At 40.8% G+C, this 23,698-nt stretch carries 23 protein-coding genes; 16 read left to right on the top strand and 7 right to left on the bottom strand.

What is annotated here, in order from left to right; translation table 11 throughout:
* Nucleotides 1–257: 257 nt before the first annotated feature.
* A complete protein-coding gene (locus tag L2747_RS03715) occupies nt 258–497 on the bottom strand; it encodes a SlyX family protein (RefSeq protein ID WP_371986475.1) in 240 nt (79 codons plus the stop codon).
* Nucleotides 498–990: 493 nt separating this feature from the next.
* Between L2747_RS03715 and fkpA the strand changes: the two genes are divergently transcribed.
* Together fkpA and L2747_RS03705 are read left to right on the top strand one after the other, a co-directional pair.
* Entirely contained in the window at nt 991–1,755 is a 765-nt protein-coding gene (fkpA, locus tag L2747_RS03710) for an FKBP-type peptidyl-prolyl cis-trans isomerase (RefSeq protein WP_248997749.1), read from the top strand.
* 283 nt (nt 1,756–2,038) lie between these two features.
* Entirely contained in the window at nt 2,039–2,410 is a 372-nt protein-coding gene (locus L2747_RS03705; protein WP_248997748.1) for a YacL family protein, read from the top strand.
* Nucleotides 2,411–2,608: 198 nt separating this feature from the next.
* Here L2747_RS03705 and L2747_RS03700 read toward each other — a convergent pair whose 3' ends face one another.
* Together L2747_RS03700 and narQ are read right to left on the bottom strand one after the other, a co-directional pair.
* Nucleotides 2,609–3,238, bottom strand: a complete 630-nt coding sequence (locus L2747_RS03700) for a response regulator (protein ID WP_248997747.1) — start codon at nt 3,236–3,238, stop codon at nt 2,609–2,611.
* 105 nt (nt 3,239–3,343) lie between these two features.
* On the bottom strand, nt 3,344–5,056 hold the full coding sequence (narQ, locus tag L2747_RS03695) for a nitrate/nitrite two-component system sensor histidine kinase NarQ (protein ID WP_248997746.1): 1,713 nt from the start codon (nt 5,054–5,056) through the stop codon (nt 3,344–3,346).
* Between the two features lie 243 nt (nt 5,057–5,299).
* On the opposite strand from narQ, the gene nrfA reads away from it, so the two are divergent.
* Entirely contained in the window at nt 5,300–6,703 is a 1,404-nt protein-coding gene (gene nrfA / locus L2747_RS03690) for an ammonia-forming nitrite reductase cytochrome c552 subunit (RefSeq protein WP_248997745.1), read from the top strand.
* Nucleotides 6,704–6,781: 78 nt separating this feature from the next.
* On the opposite strand, the gene L2747_RS03685 is transcribed toward nrfA, so the two are convergent.
* Complete coding sequence (locus tag L2747_RS03685; protein ID WP_248997744.1) at nt 6,782–7,324, bottom strand: isochorismatase family protein; 543 nt, start codon at nt 7,322–7,324, stop codon at nt 6,782–6,784.
* Nucleotides 7,325–7,696: 372 nt separating this feature from the next.
* On the opposite strand from L2747_RS03685, the gene L2747_RS03680 reads away from it, so the two are divergent.
* The 5 genes from L2747_RS03680 (at nt 7,697) to aroG (ending at nt 12,603) form a co-directional block, all read left to right on the top strand.
* Nucleotides 7,697–8,035 (top strand): P-II family nitrogen regulator, encoded by a 339-nt coding sequence (locus L2747_RS03680; protein ID WP_248997743.1) that lies wholly within the window; start codon nt 7,697–7,699, stop codon nt 8,033–8,035.
* 12 nt (nt 8,036–8,047) lie between these two features.
* Nucleotides 8,048–9,298 (top strand): ammonium transporter, encoded by a 1,251-nt coding sequence (locus tag L2747_RS03675; protein ID WP_248997742.1) that lies wholly within the window; start codon nt 8,048–8,050, stop codon nt 9,296–9,298.
* Nucleotides 9,299–9,488: 190 nt separating this feature from the next.
* Nucleotides 9,489–9,815 carry a hypothetical protein gene (locus L2747_RS03670; protein ID WP_248997741.1) on the top strand — a complete coding sequence of 109 codons (327 nt, stop codon included), beginning with the start codon at nt 9,489–9,491 and terminating at the stop codon, nt 9,813–9,815.
* Nucleotides 9,816–9,946: 131 nt separating this feature from the next.
* Nucleotides 9,947–11,113, top strand: a complete 1,167-nt coding sequence (locus L2747_RS03665) for a tetratricopeptide repeat protein (protein ID WP_248997740.1) — start codon at nt 9,947–9,949, stop codon at nt 11,111–11,113.
* 428 nt (nt 11,114–11,541) lie between these two features.
* On the top strand, nt 11,542–12,603 hold the full coding sequence (aroG, locus tag L2747_RS03660; RefSeq protein WP_248997739.1) for a 3-deoxy-7-phosphoheptulonate synthase AroG: 1,062 nt from the start codon (nt 11,542–11,544) through the stop codon (nt 12,601–12,603).
* A gap of 56 nt (nt 12,604–12,659) precedes the next feature.
* Here aroG and L2747_RS03655 read toward each other — a convergent pair whose 3' ends face one another.
* On the bottom strand, nt 12,660–12,836 hold the full coding sequence (locus L2747_RS03655; RefSeq protein WP_248997738.1) for a hypothetical protein: 177 nt from the start codon (nt 12,834–12,836) through the stop codon (nt 12,660–12,662).
* 342 nt (nt 12,837–13,178) lie between these two features.
* On the opposite strand from L2747_RS03655, the gene L2747_RS03650 reads away from it, so the two are divergent.
* Both L2747_RS03650 and L2747_RS03645 read left to right on the top strand, forming a co-directional pair.
* Nucleotides 13,179–14,969 carry an ABCB family ABC transporter ATP-binding protein/permease gene (locus L2747_RS03650; RefSeq protein WP_248997737.1) on the top strand — a complete coding sequence of 597 codons (1,791 nt, stop codon included), beginning with the start codon at nt 13,179–13,181 and terminating at the stop codon, nt 14,967–14,969.
* 425 nt (nt 14,970–15,394) lie between these two features.
* The gene (locus tag L2747_RS03645; RefSeq protein ID WP_248997736.1) at nt 15,395–15,658 is read left to right on the top strand and encodes a hypothetical protein; all 264 of its coding nucleotides are present in this window, start codon (nt 15,395–15,397) and stop codon (nt 15,656–15,658) included.
* Here the strand turns inward: L2747_RS03645 and L2747_RS03640 are convergent.
* Both L2747_RS03640 and L2747_RS03635 read right to left on the bottom strand, forming a co-directional pair.
* Nucleotides 15,655–15,852 (bottom strand): hypothetical protein, encoded by a 198-nt coding sequence (locus tag L2747_RS03640; protein WP_248997735.1) that lies wholly within the window; start codon nt 15,850–15,852, stop codon nt 15,655–15,657. The genes L2747_RS03645 and L2747_RS03640 overlap by 4 nt on opposite strands.
* 247 nt (nt 15,853–16,099) lie before the next feature.
* Complete coding sequence (locus tag L2747_RS03635) at nt 16,100–16,705, bottom strand: SixA phosphatase family protein (protein ID WP_248997734.1); 606 nt, start codon at nt 16,703–16,705, stop codon at nt 16,100–16,102.
* Nucleotides 16,706–16,991: 286 nt separating this feature from the next.
* Here L2747_RS03635 and L2747_RS03630 point away from each other — a divergent pair, with 286 nt between their 5' ends.
* The 6 genes from L2747_RS03630 (at nt 16,992) to L2747_RS03605 (ending at nt 23,664) form a co-directional block, all read left to right on the top strand.
* Nucleotides 16,992–17,741: a ferredoxin--NADP reductase gene (locus L2747_RS03630; RefSeq protein WP_248997733.1), complete on the top strand. Its 750-nt coding sequence runs from the start codon at nt 16,992–16,994 to the stop codon at nt 17,739–17,741.
* A gap of 25 nt (nt 17,742–17,766) precedes the next feature.
* Nucleotides 17,767–18,363, top strand: coding sequence for a glutathione S-transferase family protein (locus L2747_RS03625; RefSeq protein ID WP_248997732.1), 597 nt, complete (start codon nt 17,767–17,769; stop codon nt 18,361–18,363).
* Between the two features lie 217 nt (nt 18,364–18,580).
* Entirely contained in the window at nt 18,581–19,588 is a 1,008-nt protein-coding gene (locus L2747_RS03620; protein ID WP_248997731.1) for a Fe(3+) ABC transporter substrate-binding protein, read from the top strand.
* Nucleotides 19,589–19,775: 187 nt separating this feature from the next.
* Nucleotides 19,776–21,407 (top strand): ABC transporter permease, encoded by a 1,632-nt coding sequence (locus tag L2747_RS03615; protein WP_248997730.1) that lies wholly within the window; start codon nt 19,776–19,778, stop codon nt 21,405–21,407.
* 1 nt (nt 21,408) lies between these two features.
* Nucleotides 21,409–22,440 carry an ABC transporter ATP-binding protein gene (locus L2747_RS03610; protein ID WP_248997729.1) on the top strand — a complete coding sequence of 344 codons (1,032 nt, stop codon included), beginning with the start codon at nt 21,409–21,411 and terminating at the stop codon, nt 22,438–22,440.
* Nucleotides 22,441–22,734: 294 nt separating this feature from the next.
* Nucleotides 22,735–23,664, top strand: a complete 930-nt coding sequence (locus L2747_RS03605) for a Dyp-type peroxidase (protein ID WP_248997728.1) — start codon at nt 22,735–22,737, stop codon at nt 23,662–23,664.
* The last annotated feature ends 34 nt before the right edge of the window (nt 23,665–23,698 follow it).

Here is a 23,698-nt window from a genome sequence, read left to right as displayed (position 1 = left end):
TCTCTTTTATTTGCGTTAATAGCATCGCCATCCTTGTTACCTATAGAGTCTGTCGAGTTGAATTAGTTCACGATAAAAATGATTGGTACAGACAGTAGGCCAATAATAAAAACATATAATATTTCAGGGTTATATCAAGGTTTTTATAGCCTTGTTAAGCTGAACATAAGATGAATACCTTTAATCCCTGCTTAATTAACCCGCATTTTACGGTGTTTACTTGATTAAAGTTATTCATCTAACTTGGTCATACTTCATTAATAGTGAGGTGGTGGAGTCTCATCTGCTTGGCTGGCCATATTGCTTGGCTCAACAGCTTGCAACTTACTGACAAGAAGCCTCAGTTGATCTTGTTGCGTGGCGAGGGCCTTATTAAGCTTAATGACTTGTTGGTCTAACTCTTCAATGGTGCCATCTTGGAAAGCAACTTTCATTTCTAGCTCTTCGACACGACGTTCTAAATTATCCAAATTAACCTCTGTATGGATAGGGGGCATTGATGAACGCACCCTCAAATGGGACTGCTACGTTAATACTGTATTTATGAGCTATATATTGGAATGTATAGCAGCTAATACGGATCTTAATTAATGGGATTGAGTATACAACATCTGCCCGTGTTTATAGAAACTTACCTCAATATAGATTGATAACTTTTCAAGTATATAACTTGTCTGTCGACAGGGTGAAAGCTGTATGAATGCTGAAGTAACTCACTATTGAGTCGCTGCTTTATGGAACTTGCTCCGTTTTCTCGTGTCTGTTAGATGACTATTAAGATAATCATTGCTAAGTTATTAAGCCAAACGCTATTGAGTGTGATTGAACTGTACATAATTGATTAATATGTCTGGAAAAAGAACGCTTGATTATGGTCAAGATGCTTTTAGCTATTCTGATTGGAATAACCTTTTTAACTAGTATAGAGTGGTTCACCTAAATAAAAGTATTAGGTTAATGTAACCACGTGTAAATGCTGAGGAAGCTTTAATGAAATCGATTTATAAATATTCACTAGTGGCTTTGGCCGTAGTTGGTCTAACTGCTTGTAATCAAGAGCAAGCAGCTGTAGCAGCTCCTGTAGAATTAAAAACTGAAGCGCAAAAAGAAGCTTACAGCGTTGGCGCATCTATCGGTACCTATATGGCTGGCCATATTAAAGAGCAAGAAGAGCTTGGTCTAAACGTTGATAGAAACCTAATTGTTACTGGTTTTAGCGAAGGCCTAAATAGCGAATTAAAGCTAACTCAAGAAGAGATGCAAACAATCTTGCAAACTCTTGATGAAAAGCTAAATGAAAAGCGTCAAGCACAAGCTGCATTGTTAGCAGAAAAAGCATCAGCTGAAAGTAAAGCTTTCCTAGACAGCAACAAGGCTAAAGAAGGCGTTGTCACAACGGATTCAGGTCTACAATACGAAGTGATCACTGAAGGTACGGGTGAAAAGCCTGTTGCTGAAGACACGGTTAAAGTTCACTACGTAGGCACGCTAACTGACGGCACAGAATTTGATAGCTCTGTTGCACGTGGCGAGCCAGCTACATTCCCGCTAAACCGCGTGATCCCTGGCTGGACTGAAGGTGTTCAGTTGATGTCTGTTGGTTCTAAGTATAAGTTTGTTATTCCTGCAGACCTAGCTTACGGTGACCGTGATACTGGCACTATCCCTGCTAACTCAACCCTAGTATTTGAAGTTGAGCTACTGGATATTGAAAAGGCTGGCGCGCCAACAGCAGATGCTGCGCACGCACATTAATCACTGATTAATGCCCAAGCTCGGTTGAGCTTAGGTGAATAGAAAAGAAAGGACGCAATGAGCGTCCTTTTTTATTGCTGTTTTATTATTGAGTGATCAAAGTTAGCAGGGCTGTTGAATATGATGGCAATGAGCTAGTTTAATGGTTTCAATAGCGGAGTCATCCGATTGCCATGATGCTTAAGTGAGCACCGCTGAGCATGAGAATGAATATCTCAGGGCGTACAGAGTGTTATTGGGTTAAAATGAGCTATGAGAGTGATTTTTAATGTTGAGCCAAGCTATGGAATACGAATTTTTACGCAACACCATTACTGATACTGTATTTGCTCGCTTTAGTATGGATCATGAAGCATTAGGCTTTTGGTTATCGGAAGAGCTTGCTGACAATACTGAGTTATATAGTCAGATCTGCCAACAAATTGAGCGCTTGCAAAGCGGTCAAGGTAACGAGTGGCGTTTAGTGGGTAAAGCGTTATCGCTTGAACTTGATATCGAGCAAGCACGCATCTTTGCGAATGACATTGAAGATAATGATGACCAAGAACTTGATGAGTCTATGTCATTTTATGATGGTGAATCAGAGGCTTTTTGTGGCTTAGAAGATTTTTATGATGTGATTGTTAGCTGGCGTCGTTTTATCGACGAAAAATGATTGCCGATCTTCAGATTAATTATTATACCAATCTGTATAAGGCATTGTTTAACACAGAATTTAGCAGTCTTAAGCGCTAAACTCTCGTTGAGCGACCAAACCTCTATACTGATTGGTATTAGGCAACAATACACAAAAAAAGGCAGCTATTAGCTGCCTTTTTTGCTCAACTCAAACCGTTTAACTCAAACCATGGTGTTACTGGTTTAGGTAACGTACAGCCATTTCAGTACGAGATTTAGCGTTGGCCTTACGCAGTAAATTTTTCACATGAACTTTAACAGTGCCTTCACTGATATGCAGTTGCTCTGCGACGATACGGTTACTTTGGCCTTCTGCTAAGTGCTGTAAGATCTCAAGCTCACGCGGCGTTAGGTTTTCAATCCACTCTTGTTCATTGACCGAACTGTTCAGTTCTGACAAGTATTCTTGTACGTTGTCACTAATGACTCGGTGACCAAGCATGGCATTTTTTAGCATATCAAGTAGTAAATCTGGCTCAGTATCCTTTAACAAGTAACCATCGGCACCAGCGCGAACAAGGCGAATGACATCTTGCTTAGCGTCGGACACTGTTAAGATAACAATACGAGAAGTGACCCCTTCTTGTCTTAGTGCATTCAACGTATCTAAGCCTGTCATACCCTTCATATTGAGATCGAGCAATATAATATCTGGTTCGTTATTGCTAACGGCTGAAAGCGCGTCTAAACCGCTGCCTGCTTCACCAAATAGGGTGAAGTCTGAGTCAGAGGTGACAAGCTGACAGATCCCACGACGTAATAGTGGGTGATCATCAATAACTAAAACCGAATAGGGCTTTCCCATGTTAAGGCCTCCTGCTGAGGTATATAGGTCTAAGTAAAATTACTAAAAACAGCTGTTGTTAATCTAACGCGCCCCTAAAAAATAGTGCCTAAAGTCAGGTGTTCCCTATGTTGTAGGCTCCTGTTGGGGAGAGAAAGTTAGTGCCACTGTGGCACCGCCTTTTTTATTTTGGCTAAATTCTACCACACCAGAAAGGCGACTGGCGCGTTCGTGCATAATTCCTAAGCCAAAATGTTGGTCTCTCTCTTTCAGTTTCTCAATCCCCACACCGTCATCACTGATACTAATTATGACTTTTTGCTCAGAAATTTTCTGACAACTGATATGGATATGTTTTGCGCTAGCGTGTTTTATCGCGTTTAAAGTGGCTTCACGAGTAAGCTGCAATATGTGAATATGTTGATGCGCACCTAACAACTGCGCAGGTAATTTATAGTCCAAAGTGATATTGGCATCAGATTGACCGCGAAGCTGCTCAACCATTGCTTCGATTGCATGGCCCAAGTTTGGATCTTTAATCGTGAGACGGAAAGTTGATAATAGCTCACGTAATTGAACATACGCGGTATTTACCCCTTCGTTTATTTCTTGTAGCTGCTCGGCAGCTCTTGGGCTTTTTGATGTTTTATCTAACTCTTTGGATAATAAGTTAACTTGGATTTTTAAAAATGAGAGAAGCTGACCTAAAGAGTCATGCAATTCTCTGGCAATTACGCCACGCTCTTCCATTAGTGCGAGTTGTTGACGTTGTTCACCTGCACTGTAAATCACCATTGAGCGCGCTAGCATAATGGCAAAGTTGTTGAATAGTGGGAAGGAGGACTGTTCGGCGGAAACCACTTCTAGATAACCTAAATTATTGTCTTCAAACTCAAGTGGAAACTGCTGAGTATTGTCGTTGTGATGCGGCCATTCTGTATCTGTTGTCGCGCTAATAATATCGGTAACTTGTCCATCTTCGACCATAACCAGCCTAAGTTGAACGGCTTTTTCATGGGACTGCAGAGCATCAAGAGCGAGTGATAGTGTGGATTTGTTCAATTTACTCGAATGCAGCATCAATAAACTGTCGTAAAGTAGAGTTAGCTCGTTGTTAGCACTGGTCAGTGCTATGGTTTTTTCTTGCACTTGTTCTTCTAAACCTTGGTAAACGGTAGCCAGCTTTTTCACTGTAGAATCTAAAGCGCAACTTAAAGCACTTAATTCTAGGTACTCTGTTTTAGGCATTTCTACATTAAAATTACCTTGCGAAATTGTATCAGCTGCCTGCATCAATTGTTGCAAAGGTTTAACAACTTTGCGTTTGGCTATTCTAACCGTAATGAAGGCAATGAATAACATTAACCCTAAACCGCCTATTTGGCTGATGGCGAGAATCTTTAATTTTAATGCTGCATATTGCTCTGTTTCGAGTACAAATAGATCGATAGTATCGACAAAGTCTTTTAGCGCCGCAGCATATAATCGAGATTCTTCAGCCTCAATGTAATAGCGCATCACCTGCCACTTATCGATAACGGTTAGATATTTATCTTTTAAATCTTGTGGTGTATACCAAGTTAGAGAACGTTTAAGTGCCTGAGAATGAAGTGTATTTTCGAACTCTACGATTTTTTCAGCGGCAGCTTCACTGCCTGAGTTGGCATAAAACATTAATCGGTAACTTTGCATTCGAAGCGAACCTGAAGCGTTGATCGCTCGTGCGTCTCCAAGGCTGTAAGACAAGTTGATAATAGCGAAGATCGCGAGTCCACTCGACAGTAAAATCAGCGTTAACATGAAGCCCCAAATTGCTGAAGTCAGTCTGCCTTTTTTCATCTAATAATTCTCATAAATTGGGTTCAATTGTTACTTATTTATCGCTACCGAATATTAGCGATCCATTGATTGCATTAACAAATACGCAAAAGTGTGAGCAACAACACGTTCACAATTTGATCTAACGCAAACTTCACCACGGATACCCCATAAGGGGTATGTTTTTGTTAAGCAGAAGTGATTAACTTCGAGCTTGAAATAGGTGGGACTATATAAAGATTATAAAAGTAACATGGAGATGAGATGGTGAAAACATTAACTAAAAAGACTTTTGCACTTAGTGCAATCGTAGCTGCAAGCTTAATAGCTGGTAGTGCATTTGCAAGTGATAAGACTGAACCTCGTAACGAAGTTTATAAGGATAAGTTCTCTAAGCAATATAACAGCTGGCACGATACTTCTGAAAGCGTAGAGATCATTGATGCGCTTGAGCAAGATCCTAATCTTGTGATTCTTTGGGCTGGTTACGGTTTTGCAAAAGACTACAACAAAGCTCGTGGCCATGTTTATGCCGTAACTGATTTACGTAACACACTACGTACTGGCGCACCAAAAAATGCTGAAGATGGTCCAATGCCAATGGCATGTTGGTCTTGTAAGAGCCCAGACGTACCTCGTATGATCGAAGAGCAAGGTGAAGACGGTTACTTCAAAGGTAAGTGGGCTAAAGGCGGTCCTGAAATCGTTAACTCTATCGGTTGTTCTGATTGTCACGAAAAAGGTAAGTCTAAGTTACGTATCTCTCGTCCATACGCTGAGCGCGGCATGGAAGCACTAGGCACACCATTTGATAAAGCTTCTCGTAAAGATAAGCAATCAATGGTTTGTGGTCAGTGTCACGTAGAGTACTACTTCGAAAAGACTGCCGATAAGAAAGGTTTTGTTAAGTTCCCATGGGACAAGGGCACAACTGTTGAAGATATGGAAGCATACTATGATGCTATCGACTTCGCAGATTGGACTCACGCGGTTTCTAAAACGCCAATGCTAAAAGCACAGCACCCAGGTTATGAAACTTGGCAGCTAGGTATGCACGGTAAGAACAACGTAAGTTGTACTGACTGTCACATGCCTAAGGTTAAGAATGCTGAAGGCCGTAAGTTTACCGATCACAAAGTGGGTAACCCATTTGATCGTTTCGAAGAAACTTGTGGTACTTGTCATGACCAAAGCAAAGAGTTCATGGTTAACCTAGACAACGAGCGTAAAGCTAAGGTTAAGCAAATCCAACTACAAGCTGAAGAGCAGTTAGTTAGAGCTCACTTCGAAGCTGGTGCAGCTTGGAAAGCTGGCGCAACAGAAGCTGAAATGAAGCCAATCCTAACAGATATCCGTCACGGTCAATGGCGTTGGGATTATGCAATCGCTTCTCACGGTGTTGCATCTCACGCTCCAGATGAAGCGTTACGTGTACTAGGTACTGCGTTAAACAAGGCTGCTGATGCTCGTGTTAAGCTAGCTCAACTTCTTGCTAAGAAAGGTGTACCACAGCCAGTAGCACTTCCAGACATCTCTACTAAAGCTAAAGCACAAGCGGCTCTAGGTATGGATATGAAGAAGATGAACGCAGACAAAGCAGAGTTCAAGAAGACTATCTTACCTAAGTGGGATGCTGAAGCTAAAGAGCGTGAAGCAACTTACAAGTAAGCCTGATTAAACACTTTTATTAATATCAGTGTGTAATTAAAAAGCCCTCATTTGAGGGCTTTTTTGTTTTAATACTCGTTACTTAATCAGTTTTAACAGGGATTTAAAGCGGTCACCTTGTGCTAGATGTTGTAATTCAAATAATAACGACTCTACATTAGTTGTTAGTGCGCCATGCTGCTGCATCATCTTTATTCCGTTAACTTTATTTGCTTCGGTTCTTGAAGCTAAAGCATCGGTAACAAGGTGAGCTTGATATCCATTATCGAGTAAGTCTCGACATGTTTGGTAAACGCAAACATGAGTTTCTATCCCTGCCAAAATTATCTGCTTTCGTCGTAAATTTTGCAGTTGCTGTTGAAAATCATCTGTTTGCCAGCCGCTGAAGTGATACTTAGCTATTGGTGTTGTGGTTTTTTTTAGCTCAATGGCAAGTGATTCGCTAGTACCACCAAGCTTTTGCGGGATCTGCTCTAACCACAAAATAGGCAGGTCGAATAGCTGTGCACCTTGGATCAATGTTTTTAGCTTATGGTGCAATAGTTCACTTTGGTGCATGACTTTTGCGAGTTGTCCTTGCACGTCTACAACAACCAACACACATTCTTCTATTTTTAGCATGCTCGACTTCTTTTTGATCAAGGTAGGAGCATGCAAGTAGAGCGCATTGTTGCTCTTACGCCAATTAGAAATAGGTCTAACAGCAACAGAGGCGCATAAGACAAATTGTGGTTGTTTGATTTGCTCTAATAGTTTGAGTTGTAACTGGGCTTTTTCTTTCTCTTACTCCTTTCATTTACGTGCTATTCATTACTGTCGATAACGCTTGCGTTAAATTTGTGCAGCTACTGACTAAATGCACTTTTATGGTGCATTTATATTCACCTGTGAATTATGGGTTTTAGTTATCTACTTGAATATATTGAATTAATAATTATGGCCTAATGATTGAATTACTTCTGTTAAATAAAGAAGAACATTCGGGAGAGGGTGATGAAACTGGTTAGCGCAATTATTAAACCATTTAAATTAGACGATGTACGAGAAGCCATTGCTGGTGTCGGTATTGAGGGGATGACGGTTACAGAGGTGAAGGGCTTTGGTCGCCAAAAGGGCCATACCGAGCTTTATCGTGGAGCTGAGTATCAAGTCGACTTTTTACCGAAAGTAAAACTGGAAATAGCTATTAAAACAGAACGTTTAGAGATGCTGATAGAAGCAATTACAGGCGCAGCACGAACAGGAAAAATTGGTGACGGTAAGATTTTCGTGACGGATTTAGAGCAAGCAATACGTATTCGTACTGGCGAATTCGACAACGATGCACTTTAAGGGGATAAGCAAATGGATGATTTAACTAAGTTAGGACTCACAGTAACAGAGTTACGCTTTGCCCTTGATACGTTTTACTTTTTGATTTCGGGTGCATTAGTTATGTGGATGGCGGCGGGTTTCGCTATGCTTGAAGCTGGATTGGTAAGATCTAAAAATACAACTGAGATCTTAACTAAGAACGTATGTTTATATTCTATTGCCTGCGTGATGTATCTGATCGTGGGTTACAACATCATGTATGTAGATAACACCGAAGGAGGGTGGGTACCCTCTTTAGGTGCATTAATAGGATCGCAAGCAGATGGGGCTGATCATGCACTAGAGTCTGACTTTTTCTTTCAGGTCGTATTTGTGGCAACGGCAATGTCGATTGTATCGGGCGCGGTTGCAGAACGTATGAAGCTATGGGCCTTTTTGAGCTTTTCGGTGTTTATGACTGCGGTTATTTATCCTGTTGAAGGTTATTGGACTTGGGGTGGGGGATTCTTAGCTCAAGCGGGTTTTGTTGATTTTGCAGGTAGCGGTATTGTGCATATGGCGGGTGCGGCAGCGGCGATATCTGGGGTGTTATTACTCGGTGCACGCAAAGGTAAATATGGTGCAAATGGCCAGGTTAATCCTATCCCTGGTTCAAACCTTCCCATGGCGACATTAGGTATGTTTATTTTATGGATGGGTTGGTTTGGCTTTAATGGTGGTTCGCAGTTATTGGTATCTGATGCTGAAAATGCCAGTGCTGTTGCTAAGATTTTTGTTAATACTAACTCTGCAGCTGCTTTTGGGGCGCTCTCGGCGCTAATAGTGTGTCGCTTAATATGGGGCAAGGCTGATTTAACCATGATTTTAAATGGCGCATTGGCAGGCTTAGTGGCGATTACCGCTGATCCTCTGTCTCCTTCTTTAGCGATGGCCGGCGTGATTGGTATCGTTGCAGGTGGTTTAGTTGTGTTTTCTATTGTTGCCTTTGATCGTATTAAAATTGATGACCCAGTGGGTGCTATTTCAGTGCATGGTGTGGCAGGGTTATTGGGCTTAGTATTGGTGCCAGTATCTAATGCAGATGCATCTTTGTTAACTCAGCTATATGGAGCAGCAGTGATTTTTGGTTGGGTATTTTTTGCATCAACTGCAGTATGGTTACTCCTAAAAGTGACCATGGGGATCCGTGTTACTGAAGAGGAAGAGTATAACGGTATGGACGCCTCTGATTGCGGCATTGATGCTTACCCGGAATTTGTATCAATTAAAAGCGCAAGCTAACTGACATACCATAAAGGTATTAAGGGGATTATTAAAAAGCAGAGCATAAGCTCTGCTTTTTATTGGTGAATATACAGGTTGTGTTTAAGTTTATTAGGTGTTTAATTTGCGCTAGAGTGTAGTTAAGCGTCTTAATTTTAAGATGGCAACATGATATTTTCGTTACATGTAAGCGCCAATAAGGAATGCGATGAAAGCGCAAAAATGGCTAGGATGTTTAGGATTATTACTCGTGGTAAGCACTGTTAATGCAGGGCAAGTTGTGGTGCGAAAATCAAGTGAGCCTTTCGATGCTTTTGCCGTAAGAGATGAAGTGCAAAAGCAACATCAATGGCAAGAGGTATTGCGTTATCAGCAGCAAATTCAAATATTACAAAGTTTGCCGTTTGGCTGTATCACAATTGCTGCTCCTTACCGATATTTCTCATGCCAGGGCTTATATTACCGACCTTATAACCATCAAAATAAAGATGTTTTTATTCAAATCGATGATCCAAAAGCTGTGGGTAACGAGTAAGGCATTTTCAATACTGTATTAATGAGCTGTAATTCGTTTCTTTATTACTTTGCATTTTGTAACGCTTTTTTAAATCAGGTTCATTCCAATGGCATATGCTTAGTGTATGAAGCCTTTGCGTTGAGATTGTAATGAAACGACCCATTTTGCTTTTAATTTTTTTGTTAAGTAGCCTGCTGGGAGGGTGTGCCAGCCAAAAGCCTGTGGCTGATGTTGATCTTACTGCTTACTTTCATGATGCTTCTTTTAATTCACCGCCATCTTTACCAAGTCCAGACGAGTTGTTTGCATTGCCAGATGCCGCTATTGCAGAGCTTAGGCGAGAGTTACTGCACAGCAAAAACAGCGGTCAGTTATCAAACCAAATGCTGCATGAGTGGTTAGCAGACTACATTAACGCTACTAACGGTGGCTTTCGTTATGCTGATAATGTCACTCGAACAGCCAGTGAAACCTTTAATGATAGAGAAGGTAATTGCTTATCTTTAGTGGTGTTAACTGCGGCGCTAGCTGAAGCTGTTGATGTTAAAGTGGACTTCCAGGATATTGGTATTCCACCAATATGGGATAGGCAAGGTGGGTTTTATCTTGTTAACGGCCATATTAATCTAAAGCTGCTACCTCAAGAAAAACGTAATGTATTTAATATCTCTACACCAGCTATTCAAATTGATTTTTTACCAGAGCGAGCGATGCAAGGTTACAGTAAGAAAAGAGTTAATAAATCAACTGTAATCTCGATGTTTTATAATAATCTTGCAGCTGAAGCGTTAATCGCTGGAAACTATGACCGTGCCTATGGTTTGTTAAAGCTTGCTCTTGTAGAGCAAAGCCATTTTTTACCAGCCTTGAACACTCTAGCTGTGCTATATCGCTATAAAGGTATGGATGAAGAAGCAGAGGCGTTATATCGCTACGCTTTAACGGTGAGTCCTGACGATATGAATGCTTTATATAATTACGCCATCATATTGGCAGAGCAGGACAGAATTGATGAATGGGCTGAAGTGCACAAAGTGCTTGAGCTTGCACGTATACGAAATCCTTATTACTACTACGGAATGGCACAACAAGCTTTTTTGGAACGAGAGTATCAAGACGCACTAAGCTGGTATAAACGTGCGATTGATAAGGCTGATTATCGCCATGAATTCTATTTTGGTCTTTCACGTACGTACTGGGTTATTGGTGATGAGCGGCTTGCGGAGAAAAATTTAAAAAAAGCGCTTTCACTGACTAAGGACAGTAAGAATAAGCGACGTTATCAAGCTAAGTTAAATGCCATGGCAAGTCACTAATGGAGCACGTTTATCGCTTTTGAGGTCGTGTAGTTATTAATATAAACATACGTGGGCTATCCGATCTAAATAATTGCGGATTGCTCACATTAAAACAGGCTTATCTTTTAATGGATAATCGGTTCTGCTTATCCAATCTTGATGAAATAAATTCAAGTTTAGTTTTAGTCTAATGTATTAGAGGAAGTTTACGTGAGTAAATTTGTATGTACGAAATAAAATCTATTGTTATATCGCTTTAGCTCCCGCTTTAAATGAGAGTTTTATACATGAAATTTATTTTTATATCTATACTAAACAGCAGGTTATAAATATTTCCGTTTAATAATCATAACTTGATTGCAATTAGGCTTCATACTGGATAAATTGAATGCAGTATCGCAATTGAGAGATCTGTATTCATAGGCTAGACGGAGCTAAGTATTACCATGTATTACCAAAATGATGATGTTCGAATTAATAAGATTAAAGAGTTGTTACCTCCAATTGCTATTTTGGAGCGATTTCCTGCAACAGAGAACGCATCTGCGACCGTATTCAATGCCCGTGAAAGTATCCATAATATTCTCGCTAAGAAAGACGATCGTCTGCTGGTGGTTATTGGTCCATGTTCTATCCATGACCCCGTCGCGGCGCTTGAGTACGGTAAGCGTCTAGTTGACTTAAGAGAAAAGTATAAAGACCAGCTAGAGATTGTTATGCGAGTTTATTTTGAAAAGCCACGCACAACCGTTGGCTGGAAAGGCTTAATTAACGATCCATACATGGATAATAGCTTTAAGCTCAATGACGGTTTACGCACAGCGCGTAAGTTATTACTTGATCTAAATGATTCTGGCTTGCCAACAGCGGGTGAGTTTTTAGATATGATCACCCCACAGTACGTTGCTGATTTAATGTGCTGGGGCGCTATTGGTGCTCGTACTACTGAGTCACAAGTGCATCGTGAACTGGCTTCTGGTTTATCAAGCCCTGTAGGGTTTAAAAACGGCACTGATGGCACAATTAAAGTGGCAATTGATGCAATTGGAGCGGCGAGTGCCCCGCATCATTTCTTGTCTGTCACCAAGTTTGGCCATTCTGCAATTGTAGAGACTAAAGGTAACCCTGATTGCCATATTATTTTACGTGGCGGTAAAGAACCTAACTATAGTGCTGCGCATGTAGCAGATATTAATCAGCAGCTGGATAAAGCAGGACTTGCTCGAAATATAATGATTGATTTCAGTCATGCGAATAGCAGTAAGCAATTTGCTCGTCAAATGCTTGTTTGTGAAGATGTTGCTGAGCAAATGGCTGCCGGTGAACAGGCAATTTTTGGTGTGATGGTTGAAAGTAACTTGATTGAAGGTCGTCAAGATCATGTTGAAGGCCAATCACTATGTTACGGACAAAGCGTGACTGATGCTTGTATTGGGTGGGCTGACACTGAAAAGCTACTTAAAACACTAAATGATAGTGTTGTTAACCGCAGAGCTGCTGTTGCGTAAAAACAAAAAGGAGGCAAAAGCCTCCTTTTTTGATCAAATGCTTGAATCATTTGTATTTACTTTCTTTCTTGTTCAAGTAAGTACTCATTAGCCTTAGCTAAGCTGCCAAAAGAAGTAATTAGATTATTTTGTCCCTTCTCCTGAATTTCAGGATTTCCAGATTGGGTCATCATCCATATCCATGTTTGGATGAGTGGTAAGGGGGGGTATTTTGGCTTGGATGAATCAAGCATGTTTTCACCTTTTATAGTTAACTCGAAAAGAGTGTTTTACACCCTTCTAGCCCGTTCACTTTTAATTTTGTATCGCAGAGAGTATCAAATTCTTTTCTTTGGGTTAACAGTATTTGCATTTGTTAGTACAAAATTGCCAAAAAATGTGTAAACCAACCCAATTTAAGAGTTTTAACCATCAACTTTAAGCCTAAAGTAGTACGATAACATGGTTGCTCGCAAGTGTTTGTTAACTTTTTAGTTACAGGTGTTTGTTCTGATTTATGTTGGGGTAGAGCTAAATTATTGTCATTTAACTAAAAATGATTCCATTTTCACTTTAAAACTTTTTTGGAAGCGAGCATGCGCCCCTCATTATACTTCGATGGACCTGTGGGTAAGTTAAATTGGCACGTTTTGCGTATGCTTTGGCCCTACCTTATTGAGTTTAAACAAAGGGTTGGCTTAGCTCTACTGTGCTTGATTGTGGCTAAGGTCGCTAGTGTCGGCTTACCGTTTGTGCTTAAAGCGTTAGTTGATGGCTTGTCGGGAGCATCGACGGCTGAGCTCATTTCAGTGCCTATTTCGTTAGTCATTGCCTATGGTTGTATAAGGTTATTAAACACGCTTATATCTGAGGTGAGAGATACCCTATTTGGCCGAGTTACCGAGCGGGCTATTAGACGTTTGGGTATGGCGGTGTTTGAGCATCTACACCGATTAGATATGGCTTTTCATCTAGAGCGTCGCACTGGCGGTTTATCTAGGGATATAGAGCGTGGCACTAGTGGCATGAGTTTTTTAATGCGCTTTATGGTGTTCAATATCGTGCCGACTATCATCGAGATTGTACTGGTTGTTGGTATTTTATTTTATAACTACGGATATGCCTTTGCTGGGGTGACCTTGTTATCTGTGATTGCCTATGGAACCTACTCCATTATTGCTACTGAATGGCGCACCGGGTATGTGCGTGATGCAGCCAAAGCTGACTCCGTGTCTAATACTCGGGCTATAGATAGTCTACTGAACTATGAAACGGTTAAGTACTTTAATAATGAACAGTATGAAGCAAAGCAATATGATGCAGCGTTAGCTAAATGGGAAGATGCTAAGCGTAAAAACCGTTTATCGTTATTTGCATTAAATGCGGGGCAGGCGTGCATTATTTCTGTGGCAATGACCTTAATGCTGGGCATGGCTGCTTATGATGTTGCTAGTGGCGTGATGACAATCGGTGACTTTGTATTAATTAACGCCTTTATGATGCAGCTTTTTATCCCTCTTAATTTCCTTGGTTTTGTGTATCGGGAGATCCGTGGCGCTTTTGCCAATATCGAACGTATGTTTGGCTTACTCGATAAAAAACCTATGATAAATGATACCGATAACGCCTATGATAAACCGTTAACTCAGGGCCGGGTTTCATTTGAGCATGTTGGTTTCAGTTATGACTCAAGATCCATTTTAGACGATATCAGTTTTAATATTGAAGCGGGCCAAAAGGTGGCCATTGTTGGCGATAGCGGCGCAGGTAAATCGACTTTAGTTAAGTTACTGTTTCGGTTTTATGATGTGGTTGATGGACGGATCTGTATTGATGGCCACGATATACGTGATGTTAGCCAAGATGCGTTAAGGCAGGCTATTGCTATAGTGCCTCAAGATACCGTGCTATTTAATGACACCTTAATTGAAAATATTCGCTATGGTCGTCCTGAAGCGACAAATGATGAAATCGATGCGGCTATTAAGATGGCACACTTGAGTCAGTTTATTGAAAGTTTACCTGAAGGTAGATCAACCAAAGTTGGCGAACGTGGCTTAAAGCTATCGGGCGGTGAAAAGCAACGAATGGCCATCGCCAGAGCAATATTGAAAAAAGCGCCTATTTTAGTATTTGATGAAGCGACTTCATCTTTAGATAGTCATTCAGAACAAGCTATTTTAACAGCCCTAAAAGAGGTCGCTAAGGGCCATACTAGCTTGGTAATAGCGCATAGGTTATCGACAGTTATTGATGCCGATATCATTATTGTGCTCAGGAAGGGCAAAGTCGTTGAAACCGGGGGCCATAGTGAGTTGCTGGCGGCTAATGGCTTTTATGCGAAACTTTGGCGGGTACAACAAGAATCTCGGAATATCACTGATTAATAACAGTCATACCAATCAGTATAAGACGTTGATTTATTCTGAGTGTATTTTGCAAACTAATCCAAGGCGAATGAATAATGTAATGGTTATTTTCTTATGAGTTTATTCAACGTGGAACTAAGCAGCCAAGAATATTCTTTATAGGTAAGTTTAGAAGTTCAGATTCGGTTTAAACGAGCTTGAACCTAGGACATTGCAAACAACAAGGAAGAGGTAAATGTCATTCAAGTATGAGCGTTTAATGACCTTGCCTCTGAATCGCTAAGCTCTCGCAGCGTGAGCAAATTTTTACCCTAATTGGTATTAATGGCGAATGTAATATTGACTAAATTAAGGAAAGGCGGATTAGGGTTCAGCATGGGTTCAGTTTCACATGGTTATAATTGTACATAATTTAACGGGAAACGAACGCTAAGAAGGTCATCATGAAAAATATACCTATACTTGCTCATATTGAAGGACAGGACAGTAAAGTGAATACTGACTGGCTAGCTATAATGGCGACACTTAAAAAGCGTGGGCTAGAACGTGATGAGCTTGAGGTTGTTTATTTTGAATTGTGCGCTGGTATGCGAGTAACAACTCGAGGTCTAAGCCTTGCAAAAGCAACTCCAGAAGCACCTTTGCAAGGACTATTACATGAGCCTAAGTTTTCCGCTAGAGATTATGCTGGAATGCTGAGCGCTTAGAAGTTTAATTTGCCAATTTTCCAGCCATCACAAATTAAGCTAGATTTTAGTGAAGGCTTTTTCATCGGCGTTAAACTGGTGATCTTGCCTTCTCTAAAGCAAATAAACTCCCCTTCGATTACCGTCATACGCTGACAACTATTACAACTATTTGATAAAACTTTGTGCTTAGGCGAAGCGTTTAAATCATTCATTTTATTCGCTCTCCTTTTACTGTTGCGCTGATAATATGGGCATGATCTCGATCAATACTACTGAAAAATAGTATCGGCTTTGTATTCTAAATTAGGTTATTAATTGGCATGTTATTGGCTAGAAAAAGGCATTAAATTAAGCTTTGATTAGCATTAATTTTTCTAGTAAACGCACATTCAATTATTTAAAGCTCAATGCGTAAAACTATACTCATCACTTTAAGTAGGTATTTTACAGTGATGCGTTTCACAAATCACCTTTTTTCTGTGCACTAGGTTTGCCGTAGTGGCTTATTTTTAAGTCTACCTTGCCATCTTGAGTGATAGAAAGCAGATAAAGCGCTCCATATTCATCTTCAACTATCGTCGCAATACTTGGACCTCCTAGTGCTGTAACCAGCATAGGAACAGTGTTGGAATGCCCTGCAATGAGGCTGCTGCCGTTATGCTTATTCACTAATGTAACGATTTCGCTAATATGCGCATCAATACCAGCTTTTGTTGTGGCAATGGTTATTGGTATCCCTAGTTGGGTTGCCAAAGGGGCTATTGTTAATTGGGTTCTTTGATAGTCAGATGCTATTAGTTGAGATAAATCTATTTCTGTAAGGGCGGTAACTAGTGCTTGAGCTCTTTGTTCTCCTGCAGCACTAAGTTGTGGGTCTCGAGTTCCATCTTGATGCTTTTCTGCATGCCGAACTAAAACCACCGTTCTCATTAGCTGATTATCGATTCGTTCTGCGGTTTTCTTATTGCTTTCGGCTTGGCTTGAGATAGAAACCATGGTCATTAAACTTGTACCTAGTACCAATAATAAGCGGATTTTAGTGATGCTTGGTCTAACTGAACGCATAAAAACCTTCCTTGTGTTAATTCCATTTATCTCAAATTAGAACCGAAATCCTAGATATACTTAATCAATAGCTATTAAGCTGACTTGAGCATTAATTAGTTAGATTAGTCTTTCTGTAAGTGAAATAAAAGCTTATGCTGATTTATCCTTAGGTAACGGTTAGTTGCGATTTGTCTCTACTTCAATATGAGCGATTATGGCTGCGATTAACTATCTTATTTGGTTTTTACAAAGTGAGCTGCCAGTATCTAGCTGTAAGCCAAAACAAACTGATTAGGGGCATGCTATGTGGATAGAAGGTAAGGTAATTGAAAGAGTAGACTGGAGCGATAAGTTATTCTCTCTGAAAATTAAAGTCGATATTGGTGACTTTATTGCTGGCCAGTTTATTAAACTCAGCCGAGTTATTGATGACAAAAGAATAGGGCGAGCCTATTCATTGGTAAACCCTCCTGGTACCGATTACATTGAGGTGCTAGCCGTAGCGGTTGATGATGGTCAACTGTCGCCTAACCTGCAACAGCTTAATATAGGCGATGTTATCGATGTTGCAACTAAAGCTACCGGCTTTATGACACTAGATGAATTGCCGCAAGATGAGCAAAAAGGAAACCACTTGTGGTTTTTAGCAACAGGTACAGCAGTTGGTCCTTTTGTTTCTATCATGGATACGCCTGCTCCGTGGCAATCTTATGAGAAGGTCATATTGGTTTATGGCGTTCGTTACGCTGAAGATCTCGCTTATCTTGAACACCTCAAACAGTTTCAACAAACTTATCCTGAACAATTCAAACTTGTGCTTTCGGTGACTAGAGAGCCCTTTGAAGGCGCAATGGGTAAACGGATCCCAGACGCAATTTTAACGGGTGAATTAGAAAATCGAGTTGGATTAACGCTTAATGCTACTGATTCACAAGTGATGCTGTGCGGTAATCCTGAGATGATCACCCATGCGCAGCAAGTGCTAAAAGAATTGGGGTTAACGAAGAACTTACGCCGTGCACCTGGGCAGATAACAGTAGAGAAGTATTGGTAAGATTGTTTAAAGGAGTTGTTTAAGCATGAAATTGTTCTATTCAGACGCTTCACCTTATGCTCGTTGTGTGCGTATTTTTATTCAATATTATAAGGTGACTGAAATTGACGAAGTGGTCGTTGACCCCTTTGCTAATGAAGAAGTATTTTTACGTAGCAACCCCCTTGGCAAGGTTCCTTGTTTAAGCCTAAATGACGGTTCTTCATTGTATGACAGTGAAGTAATAATGAGGTTTGTAGATGCAAAATATGGCGATGCTGAGTTGTTTGGTGAGCAATACGACGATTGGACAAATCAATGCCACTTCTCGTTATTAAAAGGCATGTTAGACAGCGCTGTAGCCCTTAGGCAAGAACAACTGCGAGCTGAAGAAGGTCTGCGTTCTGATTTTTGGACAGCAAGGTTTGAGCAAGCATTGCTCAGAGGGCTAAAGCAAGTTGAGCAATTAGGTTTAGTTAATTATCAAAAGCTTACTGCGCAACAAGTGATGTTAGTTTGCTTATTGGATTACTTAGATTTTCGTCATCCGCAATTATTATGGCGCAATCTAGTGCCAGCCTTGGAGATATGGCATAAGAAGATAGCAATAAAACCAATCTTCACCATGACTTCACCTCACTAAGAATTGTTGGTGTTAGAGTTATAAGCATGTGGCTATAAATTGGATATAAACATTTATAAGTTAAGCGTTTGCTGATGTTAATCAAGGGTAAATTGTTTGCTAAAGTTGAGCACAAACACTTGCTGTTAAGGTCAGTTTTGATTACCCTTTGTGCAATTGAGAATTGTTATCACTATCAATCAATGATGTGTCAGATATTGTTCAAGGGAGAGAAGTAATGAAAGTAATAAAGAGTTTAGCTGTAATGGGGTTTGCCTGTTTTGCATCAATAGCCAATGCTGCAGAAAACTTAACCGTATACTCCTATCGCCAAGCTTTTCTTATCGAACCTATCTTAGCTGACTTTACCAAAGAGACTGGCATCGGTGTTGATGTGGTGTTTTCAAAAAAAGGTATTGCTGAGCGTATGATGCGCGAAGGTCGCTTGTCTAAGGCTGATATTGTGTTGACGTCAGACTTTTACCGTCTAATGGAACTGGTTGAAAAAGACTTAGTTGTACCAGCTAAAAGCGACACTCTAAAACAAAATATTCCAGCTAAATATCGCTCTCCAGATGATGAGTGGTATGCATTGACTATGCGGGTTCGTAATATTTACTCTTCAAAAGACAGACTTGGTAAGCTTGATATTAACTATGAAGATTTAGCCGATCCTAAGTACAAAGGTAAGATTTGTACTCGCAGCGGTAAGCACCCATATAATGTGTCATTGGTTGCGTCTATGATTGCTCATCATGGCGAGCAAGAAACCAAAACATGGTTAGAAGGCTGGAAAGCAAACTTAGCGCGTAAGCCACAAGGTAATGATAGAGCGCAGGTCAAAGCAGTAAGTGAAGGTTTATGTGATTTGGCAATTGGTAACAGTTATTACTTAGGTAAGATGTTGCAAGATCCAAAACAAAAGGTTTGGGCTGATGCGATAGAGATTAATTTCCCTAACCAAGACAACCGTGGTTCACATATCAACGTTTCTGGCATGGCAATGGCAAAACATTCAAAGAACCAAGCTGCAGCGCTTAAGTTGATGGAGTTTTTATCAGGCGATAAAGCTCAGCAAACTTATGCTGAAGTTAACTTCGAATACCCAGTTAAGGTCGATGTTGCACCGTCTAAGCTAGTTGCTTCTTGGGGTGAGTTTAAAGCAGACGACTTGCCTATTTACAAGCTAGCTGAATATCACAGCGCTGCGATTAAATTGCTCGATGAAGTAAAATTTGATCTGTAACTTAGTGATAAAGTTGTTTAAGGTTGAGCTAACACGTTAGGCGTAGACTACGCCAAACTGGCTATAAGCTAGTAATATGTGGGCGCCAATGAAACACCTCATTGAACCTATCTTATGCTGATGGCAATAAGATAGGTTTTCTTGTTTCTAACAACGCATTGTTTCGTTTACTTAGGTAGTTAAAATTATGGTTTTAGGCTTAGCCAAGGGCTGGTCTGTCACGAGCTACACCTTGGCATTGTTAATTATAATGCCACTTATCGCACTCATTGGTCAGGCACTTATGCCTGACGAATCTGTGTTTCCCCACCTTTTTAATACCGTGTTGCCTACCTATATTAGTAACAGCTTATGGCTGATTTTTTGGGTGGTGCTAGGCTCGTTAATTATCGCTATCCCTGCCGCTTGGCTGGTGGCTAAATGTGATTTTCCCGGTAGACGTATTTTTCAATGGGCTTTATTACTTCCATTAGCGATGCCTGCTTATGTTGTCGCTTATGTGTATACCGACTTGCTTGATTATGCTGGTCCTGTTCAACGAAGCTTACGGGCTTTTTTTGCTTGGCAATCGCCGCAAGATTATCATTTTCCTGAAGTTCGCTCGCTGGGCGGCGCTGCTATTATGTTAGCGTTAGTATTATTTCCCTATATCTACCTACTGGCAAGAACCGCCTTTATGGAGCAATCAGCCAGTTTAAGCCAAGCGACTCGAGTGATGGGCTGTGGGCCTTGGAAAAGCTTTTGGCGTTTAAGCCTCCCTATGGCTCGGCCCGCATTTGCTGTCGGCGCGGCGTTAGTTGCTATGGAAACTGCAGCAGACTTTGCTACCGTTAGCTATTTTGCAGTGCCTACGTTAACCACGGCTGTATACGATACTTGGTTTGAATACGGCAGTTTGACGGCAGCAGCTAAGTTATCAACCATAATGTTGTTGGTGATTTTTGCCATGGTGGGTTTTGAGCGATTTGCCCGTCGCAAACAAAAGCTATTTCAAAAACAATCAACTCCCGGTGAGTTGGATATTTACCCTTTGAAAGGTGCCAAAGCTATGGTGGCTCTGGGTTATTGCAGTATCTTGCTGGTGTTGGCGTTTTTACTGCCTTTCATCATTTTATTGCAATACGCTTATGGCTATTTCGCTGAAAGCTGGAATGATGAGTTTTTTGAATACAGTTTTAATAGTTTGTGGATAGCCATGGTGGCGAGTGTTGTTTGTGTTGCTATCGGTATTTTGCTGATGTTTATTCGCCGAATTAGCCCGCGGCGAGCAGATATTTTGCCTTCACGGTTAGCTTCAACGGGGTACGCATTACCCGGTACTGTGCTAGCGATAGGTATATTAGTGCCTTTTACGGTAATTGATTTCGCGATTGACGACATAGCCGTGTACTTTGGTGTTCAGGGACCCGGTTTAATCTTTACTGGAAGTAGTTTTATTATAGTGTGCGCATTTTGCATTCGCTTTGCGGCAATAGCCATCGGCAGTATCGAAAATAGTTATAAACGCATTTCGCCATCGCTTGATATGGCTGGCATAACCATGGGGTTAAAGCCGATGAATTTGTTGCGTTTAGTGCATATTCCACTGCTTCGAAAAGGTATTTTTGCTGGGTTATTGTTGGTCTTCATCGAATGCATGAAAGAGTTACCCGCAGCATTATTACTCAGGCCTATAGGCTTTGAAAATTTAGCGACTTATGTATATCAGTTTGTATCGGATGAGCAACTTGAGCACGGGGCGTTAGCAGCAATTGTTATTGTGCTAGTTGGCCTAATTCCGCTTATCTATCTGAATCGTTCCTTGGAGCAAGATAATTAATATGGCGACATTAGCAATACAACAAGTGTTTAGTGATTACCAAGGGCAAGTGATTTTAAAAGGCTTAGATCTTACTGTTGAAAAAGGCGAAATCGTGGCACTGCTAGGCCCAAGTGGCTGTGGTAAAACAACTTTATTACGGGCTATTGCCGGTTTACAGGCTATCAGCCAAGGCTCAATTACTATCAATAATAGAGTCGTTGCCGATAAGCATCAGTTTATTGCCAGTGAGAAGCGTGGTGTCGGGATGATCTTTCAAGATTATGCGTTATTTCCGCATCTTACTGTTGCCGAAAATATTTTATTTGGCGTCCAAACTCGTAATAAACAACTACGTAAAGCTCGATTAGAAGAGATGCTTGCCCTTGTTAAGCTAGAGGGGTTAGCTAAGCGTTATCCTCATGAGCTATCAGGCGGTCAGCAGCAAAGGGTATCGATTGCCAGAGCTTTGGCTTATGAGCCTGAAGTGCTGTTGCTCGATGAGCCATTTTCGAATATCGATGCCAAAGTGCGCCGAGAAATGATGCTAGAGATCCGTGATATTCTTAAAAAGCACAATGTCAGTGCAGTGTTTGTAACTCACAGTAAAGATGAAGCGTTTGTATTTGCTGATAAACTGGCGTTATTTAATGAAGGGCGAATAGTGCAATGTGGCGATGCAGAGAGCCTTTATGCTACACCGTCTGATAAGTACGTGGCGGACTTTCTTGGTACTGGCAACTATTTAAAAGCCCGCGTTGTAGACAGCAACCATGTAGAAACCTCGATCGGACTTATTGCGAGCAAGCAGGCGTTGTCATTAAGCATAGGCACAGACACAGAGATCTTATTAAGACCACAACATCTGCATTTAGCGAGTGAAGATAGCGGAGCCGGTGAGGTGCTTGAACGTCGTTTTTTGGGCAATGTTTGTCAATATAAGATTAAGGTAGCTGAAAGCACATTAGAGGTTCACAGCACTAACCTTGATTTTGTACAAGGGCAGCGGGTAGCGATAACTTATCAAAATCAAAATCTAGTTTTGTTCTCGTGAAAGTGTAAAACGAAGGTTTTGTTTAAGTTTAGGTTTAGCTAAAGGGTATAAACTAGCCAAAAGGCGGCAGGCTTTAACTAATGACGACAGCTTCAAAGGTGTTATTTGCTAGCGAATATACCTGATGCGGCAAATATTGTGAGATGTAACGCAATTTGTTCGTGATCTAAACCTGCGCGATAACCAACATTTCTGTTTTAATTCTAGTTATTGTGCGTCAGTTAATGATATTAATGACTAAAGTTGTACATAATGTTGCCGAAATTAAATTCAGCAAAAGGGTTACTTATAATAATGGATAGTCAGGTTATGCCGCGTGAACAGCTTGGAGTATGTGCAGAAGGGAACTTGCACAGTGTCTATTTAATGTTTAATGCTAACGACAATGTTGAGTCTGATATGCGCCCTTGTGTGGCGAACGTTGCTCAGTATATTTATGAGTTGGCTGATCAATATTCTGATAGTGCATTTAATGGTTTTGTTGCCATTGGCGCAAACTATTGGGACACTCTATATCCTAGTGCTCGACCTGAGCAGCTAAAGCCTTTTCCTGCGATGAATCGCGATAACCGAGATGCACCGGCTATCGAGTATGATCTGTTTGTACACATCCGTTGTGACCGTTTTGATATTCTGCATTTGGTAGCAAACGAAGTTAACCAAATGTTTGAAGGCCTAGTTGAGCTAGTTGATGAAGAACGCGGCTTTAGATTTATGGATGCCCGTGACTTAACAGGTTTTGTCGATGGCACTGAGAACCCTAAAGGTCGTAGTCGTCAAGAAGTGGCATTAATCGGCGAAGAAGATAGCCGTTTTAAAGGTGGCAGTTATATTCATGTGCAAAAGTTTGCTCATAATCTGAGTAAGTGGAATCGCTTACCGGTTAAGAAACAAGAAGATGTTATTGGCCGAACTAAAGCTGACAATATTGAATATGCCTCAGCAGATAAGCCGCTGACTAGCCATATTAAGCGCGTTAATTTAAAAGATAGCGACGGTAAGTCTATGGAGATCTTAAGGCAGAGTATGCCTTACGGATCAGTTAAAGAGCAGGGATTGATGTTTATTTCAACCTGTCACAATTCAGTGAACTTTGAAAAAATGCTTGAAAGTATGGTGCACGGCGACGGTGAAGGTAACCATGATCATTTAATGCACTTTACACAAGCGTTAACCGGCTCTTCATTCTTTGCGCCGTCTTTAGATTTTATGATTACCGCTTAATCCAATTGAGTTAAACTAAAAAAACGCACCTAGA

Origin of the sequence: Shewanella marinintestina (genome assembly GCF_023283845.1) — a bacterium.
GTDB lineage: Bacteria > Pseudomonadota > Gammaproteobacteria > Enterobacterales > Shewanellaceae > Shewanella > Shewanella marinintestina.
The sequence above is the reverse complement of the archived record's forward strand: the minus strand, read 5'-3'. Positions and strand labels throughout refer to the sequence as shown.

What these genes read in the sequence shown, in the direction of transcription:
- fkpA (WP_248997749.1), top strand. Translation starts at nt 991, where the DNA reads ATGAAATCGATTTATAAATATTCACTAGTGGCTTTGGCCGTAGTTGGT.
- L2747_RS03620 (WP_248997731.1), top strand. Translation starts at nt 18,581, where the DNA reads ATGAAAGTAATAAAGAGTTTAGCTGTAATGGGGTTTGCCTGTTTTGCA.
- L2747_RS03705 (WP_248997748.1), top strand. Translation starts at nt 2,039, where the DNA reads ATGGAATACGAATTTTTACGCAACACCATTACTGATACTGTATTTGCT.
- L2747_RS03635 (WP_248997734.1), bottom strand. Translation starts at nt 16,705, where the DNA reads ATGCGTTCAGTTAGACCAAGCATCACTAAAATCCGCTTATTATTGGTA.
- L2747_RS03610 (WP_248997729.1), top strand. Translation starts at nt 21,409, where the DNA reads ATGGCGACATTAGCAATACAACAAGTGTTTAGTGATTACCAAGGGCAA.
- nrfA (WP_248997745.1), top strand. Translation starts at nt 5,300, where the DNA reads ATGGTGAAAACATTAACTAAAAAGACTTTTGCACTTAGTGCAATCGTA.
- L2747_RS03625 (WP_248997732.1), top strand. Translation starts at nt 17,767, where the DNA reads ATGAAATTGTTCTATTCAGACGCTTCACCTTATGCTCGTTGTGTGCGT.
- L2747_RS03645 (WP_248997736.1), top strand. Translation starts at nt 15,395, where the DNA reads ATGAAAAATATACCTATACTTGCTCATATTGAAGGACAGGACAGTAAA.
- L2747_RS03650 (WP_248997737.1), top strand. Translation starts at nt 13,179, where the DNA reads ATGCGCCCCTCATTATACTTCGATGGACCTGTGGGTAAGTTAAATTGG.
- L2747_RS03700 (WP_248997747.1), bottom strand. Translation starts at nt 3,238, where the DNA reads ATGGGAAAGCCCTATTCGGTTTTAGTTATTGATGATCACCCACTATTA.
- narQ (WP_248997746.1), bottom strand. Translation starts at nt 5,056, where the DNA reads ATGAAAAAAGGCAGACTGACTTCAGCAATTTGGGGCTTCATGTTAACG.
- L2747_RS03675 (WP_248997742.1), top strand. Translation starts at nt 8,048, where the DNA reads ATGGATGATTTAACTAAGTTAGGACTCACAGTAACAGAGTTACGCTTT.
- L2747_RS03655 (WP_248997738.1), bottom strand. Translation starts at nt 12,836, where the DNA reads ATGCTTGATTCATCCAAGCCAAAATACCCCCCCTTACCACTCATCCAA.
- L2747_RS03670 (WP_248997741.1), top strand. Translation starts at nt 9,489, where the DNA reads ATGAAAGCGCAAAAATGGCTAGGATGTTTAGGATTATTACTCGTGGTA.
- L2747_RS03665 (WP_248997740.1), top strand. Translation starts at nt 9,947, where the DNA reads ATGAAACGACCCATTTTGCTTTTAATTTTTTTGTTAAGTAGCCTGCTG.
- L2747_RS03685 (WP_248997744.1), bottom strand. Translation starts at nt 7,324, where the DNA reads ATGCTAAAAATAGAAGAATGTGTGTTGGTTGTTGTAGACGTGCAAGGA.
- L2747_RS03680 (WP_248997743.1), top strand. Translation starts at nt 7,697, where the DNA reads ATGAAACTGGTTAGCGCAATTATTAAACCATTTAAATTAGACGATGTA.
- L2747_RS03630 (WP_248997733.1), top strand. Translation starts at nt 16,992, where the DNA reads ATGTGGATAGAAGGTAAGGTAATTGAAAGAGTAGACTGGAGCGATAAG.
- L2747_RS03615 (WP_248997730.1), top strand. Translation starts at nt 19,776, where the DNA reads ATGGTTTTAGGCTTAGCCAAGGGCTGGTCTGTCACGAGCTACACCTTG.
- L2747_RS03640 (WP_248997735.1), bottom strand. Translation starts at nt 15,852, where the DNA reads ATGAATGATTTAAACGCTTCGCCTAAGCACAAAGTTTTATCAAATAGT.
- aroG (WP_248997739.1), top strand. Translation starts at nt 11,542, where the DNA reads ATGTATTACCAAAATGATGATGTTCGAATTAATAAGATTAAAGAGTTG.
- L2747_RS03715 (WP_371986475.1), bottom strand. Translation starts at nt 497, where the DNA reads ATGCCCCCTATCCATACAGAGGTTAATTTGGATAATTTAGAACGTCGT.
- L2747_RS03605 (WP_248997728.1), top strand. Translation starts at nt 22,735, where the DNA reads ATGGATAGTCAGGTTATGCCGCGTGAACAGCTTGGAGTATGTGCAGAA.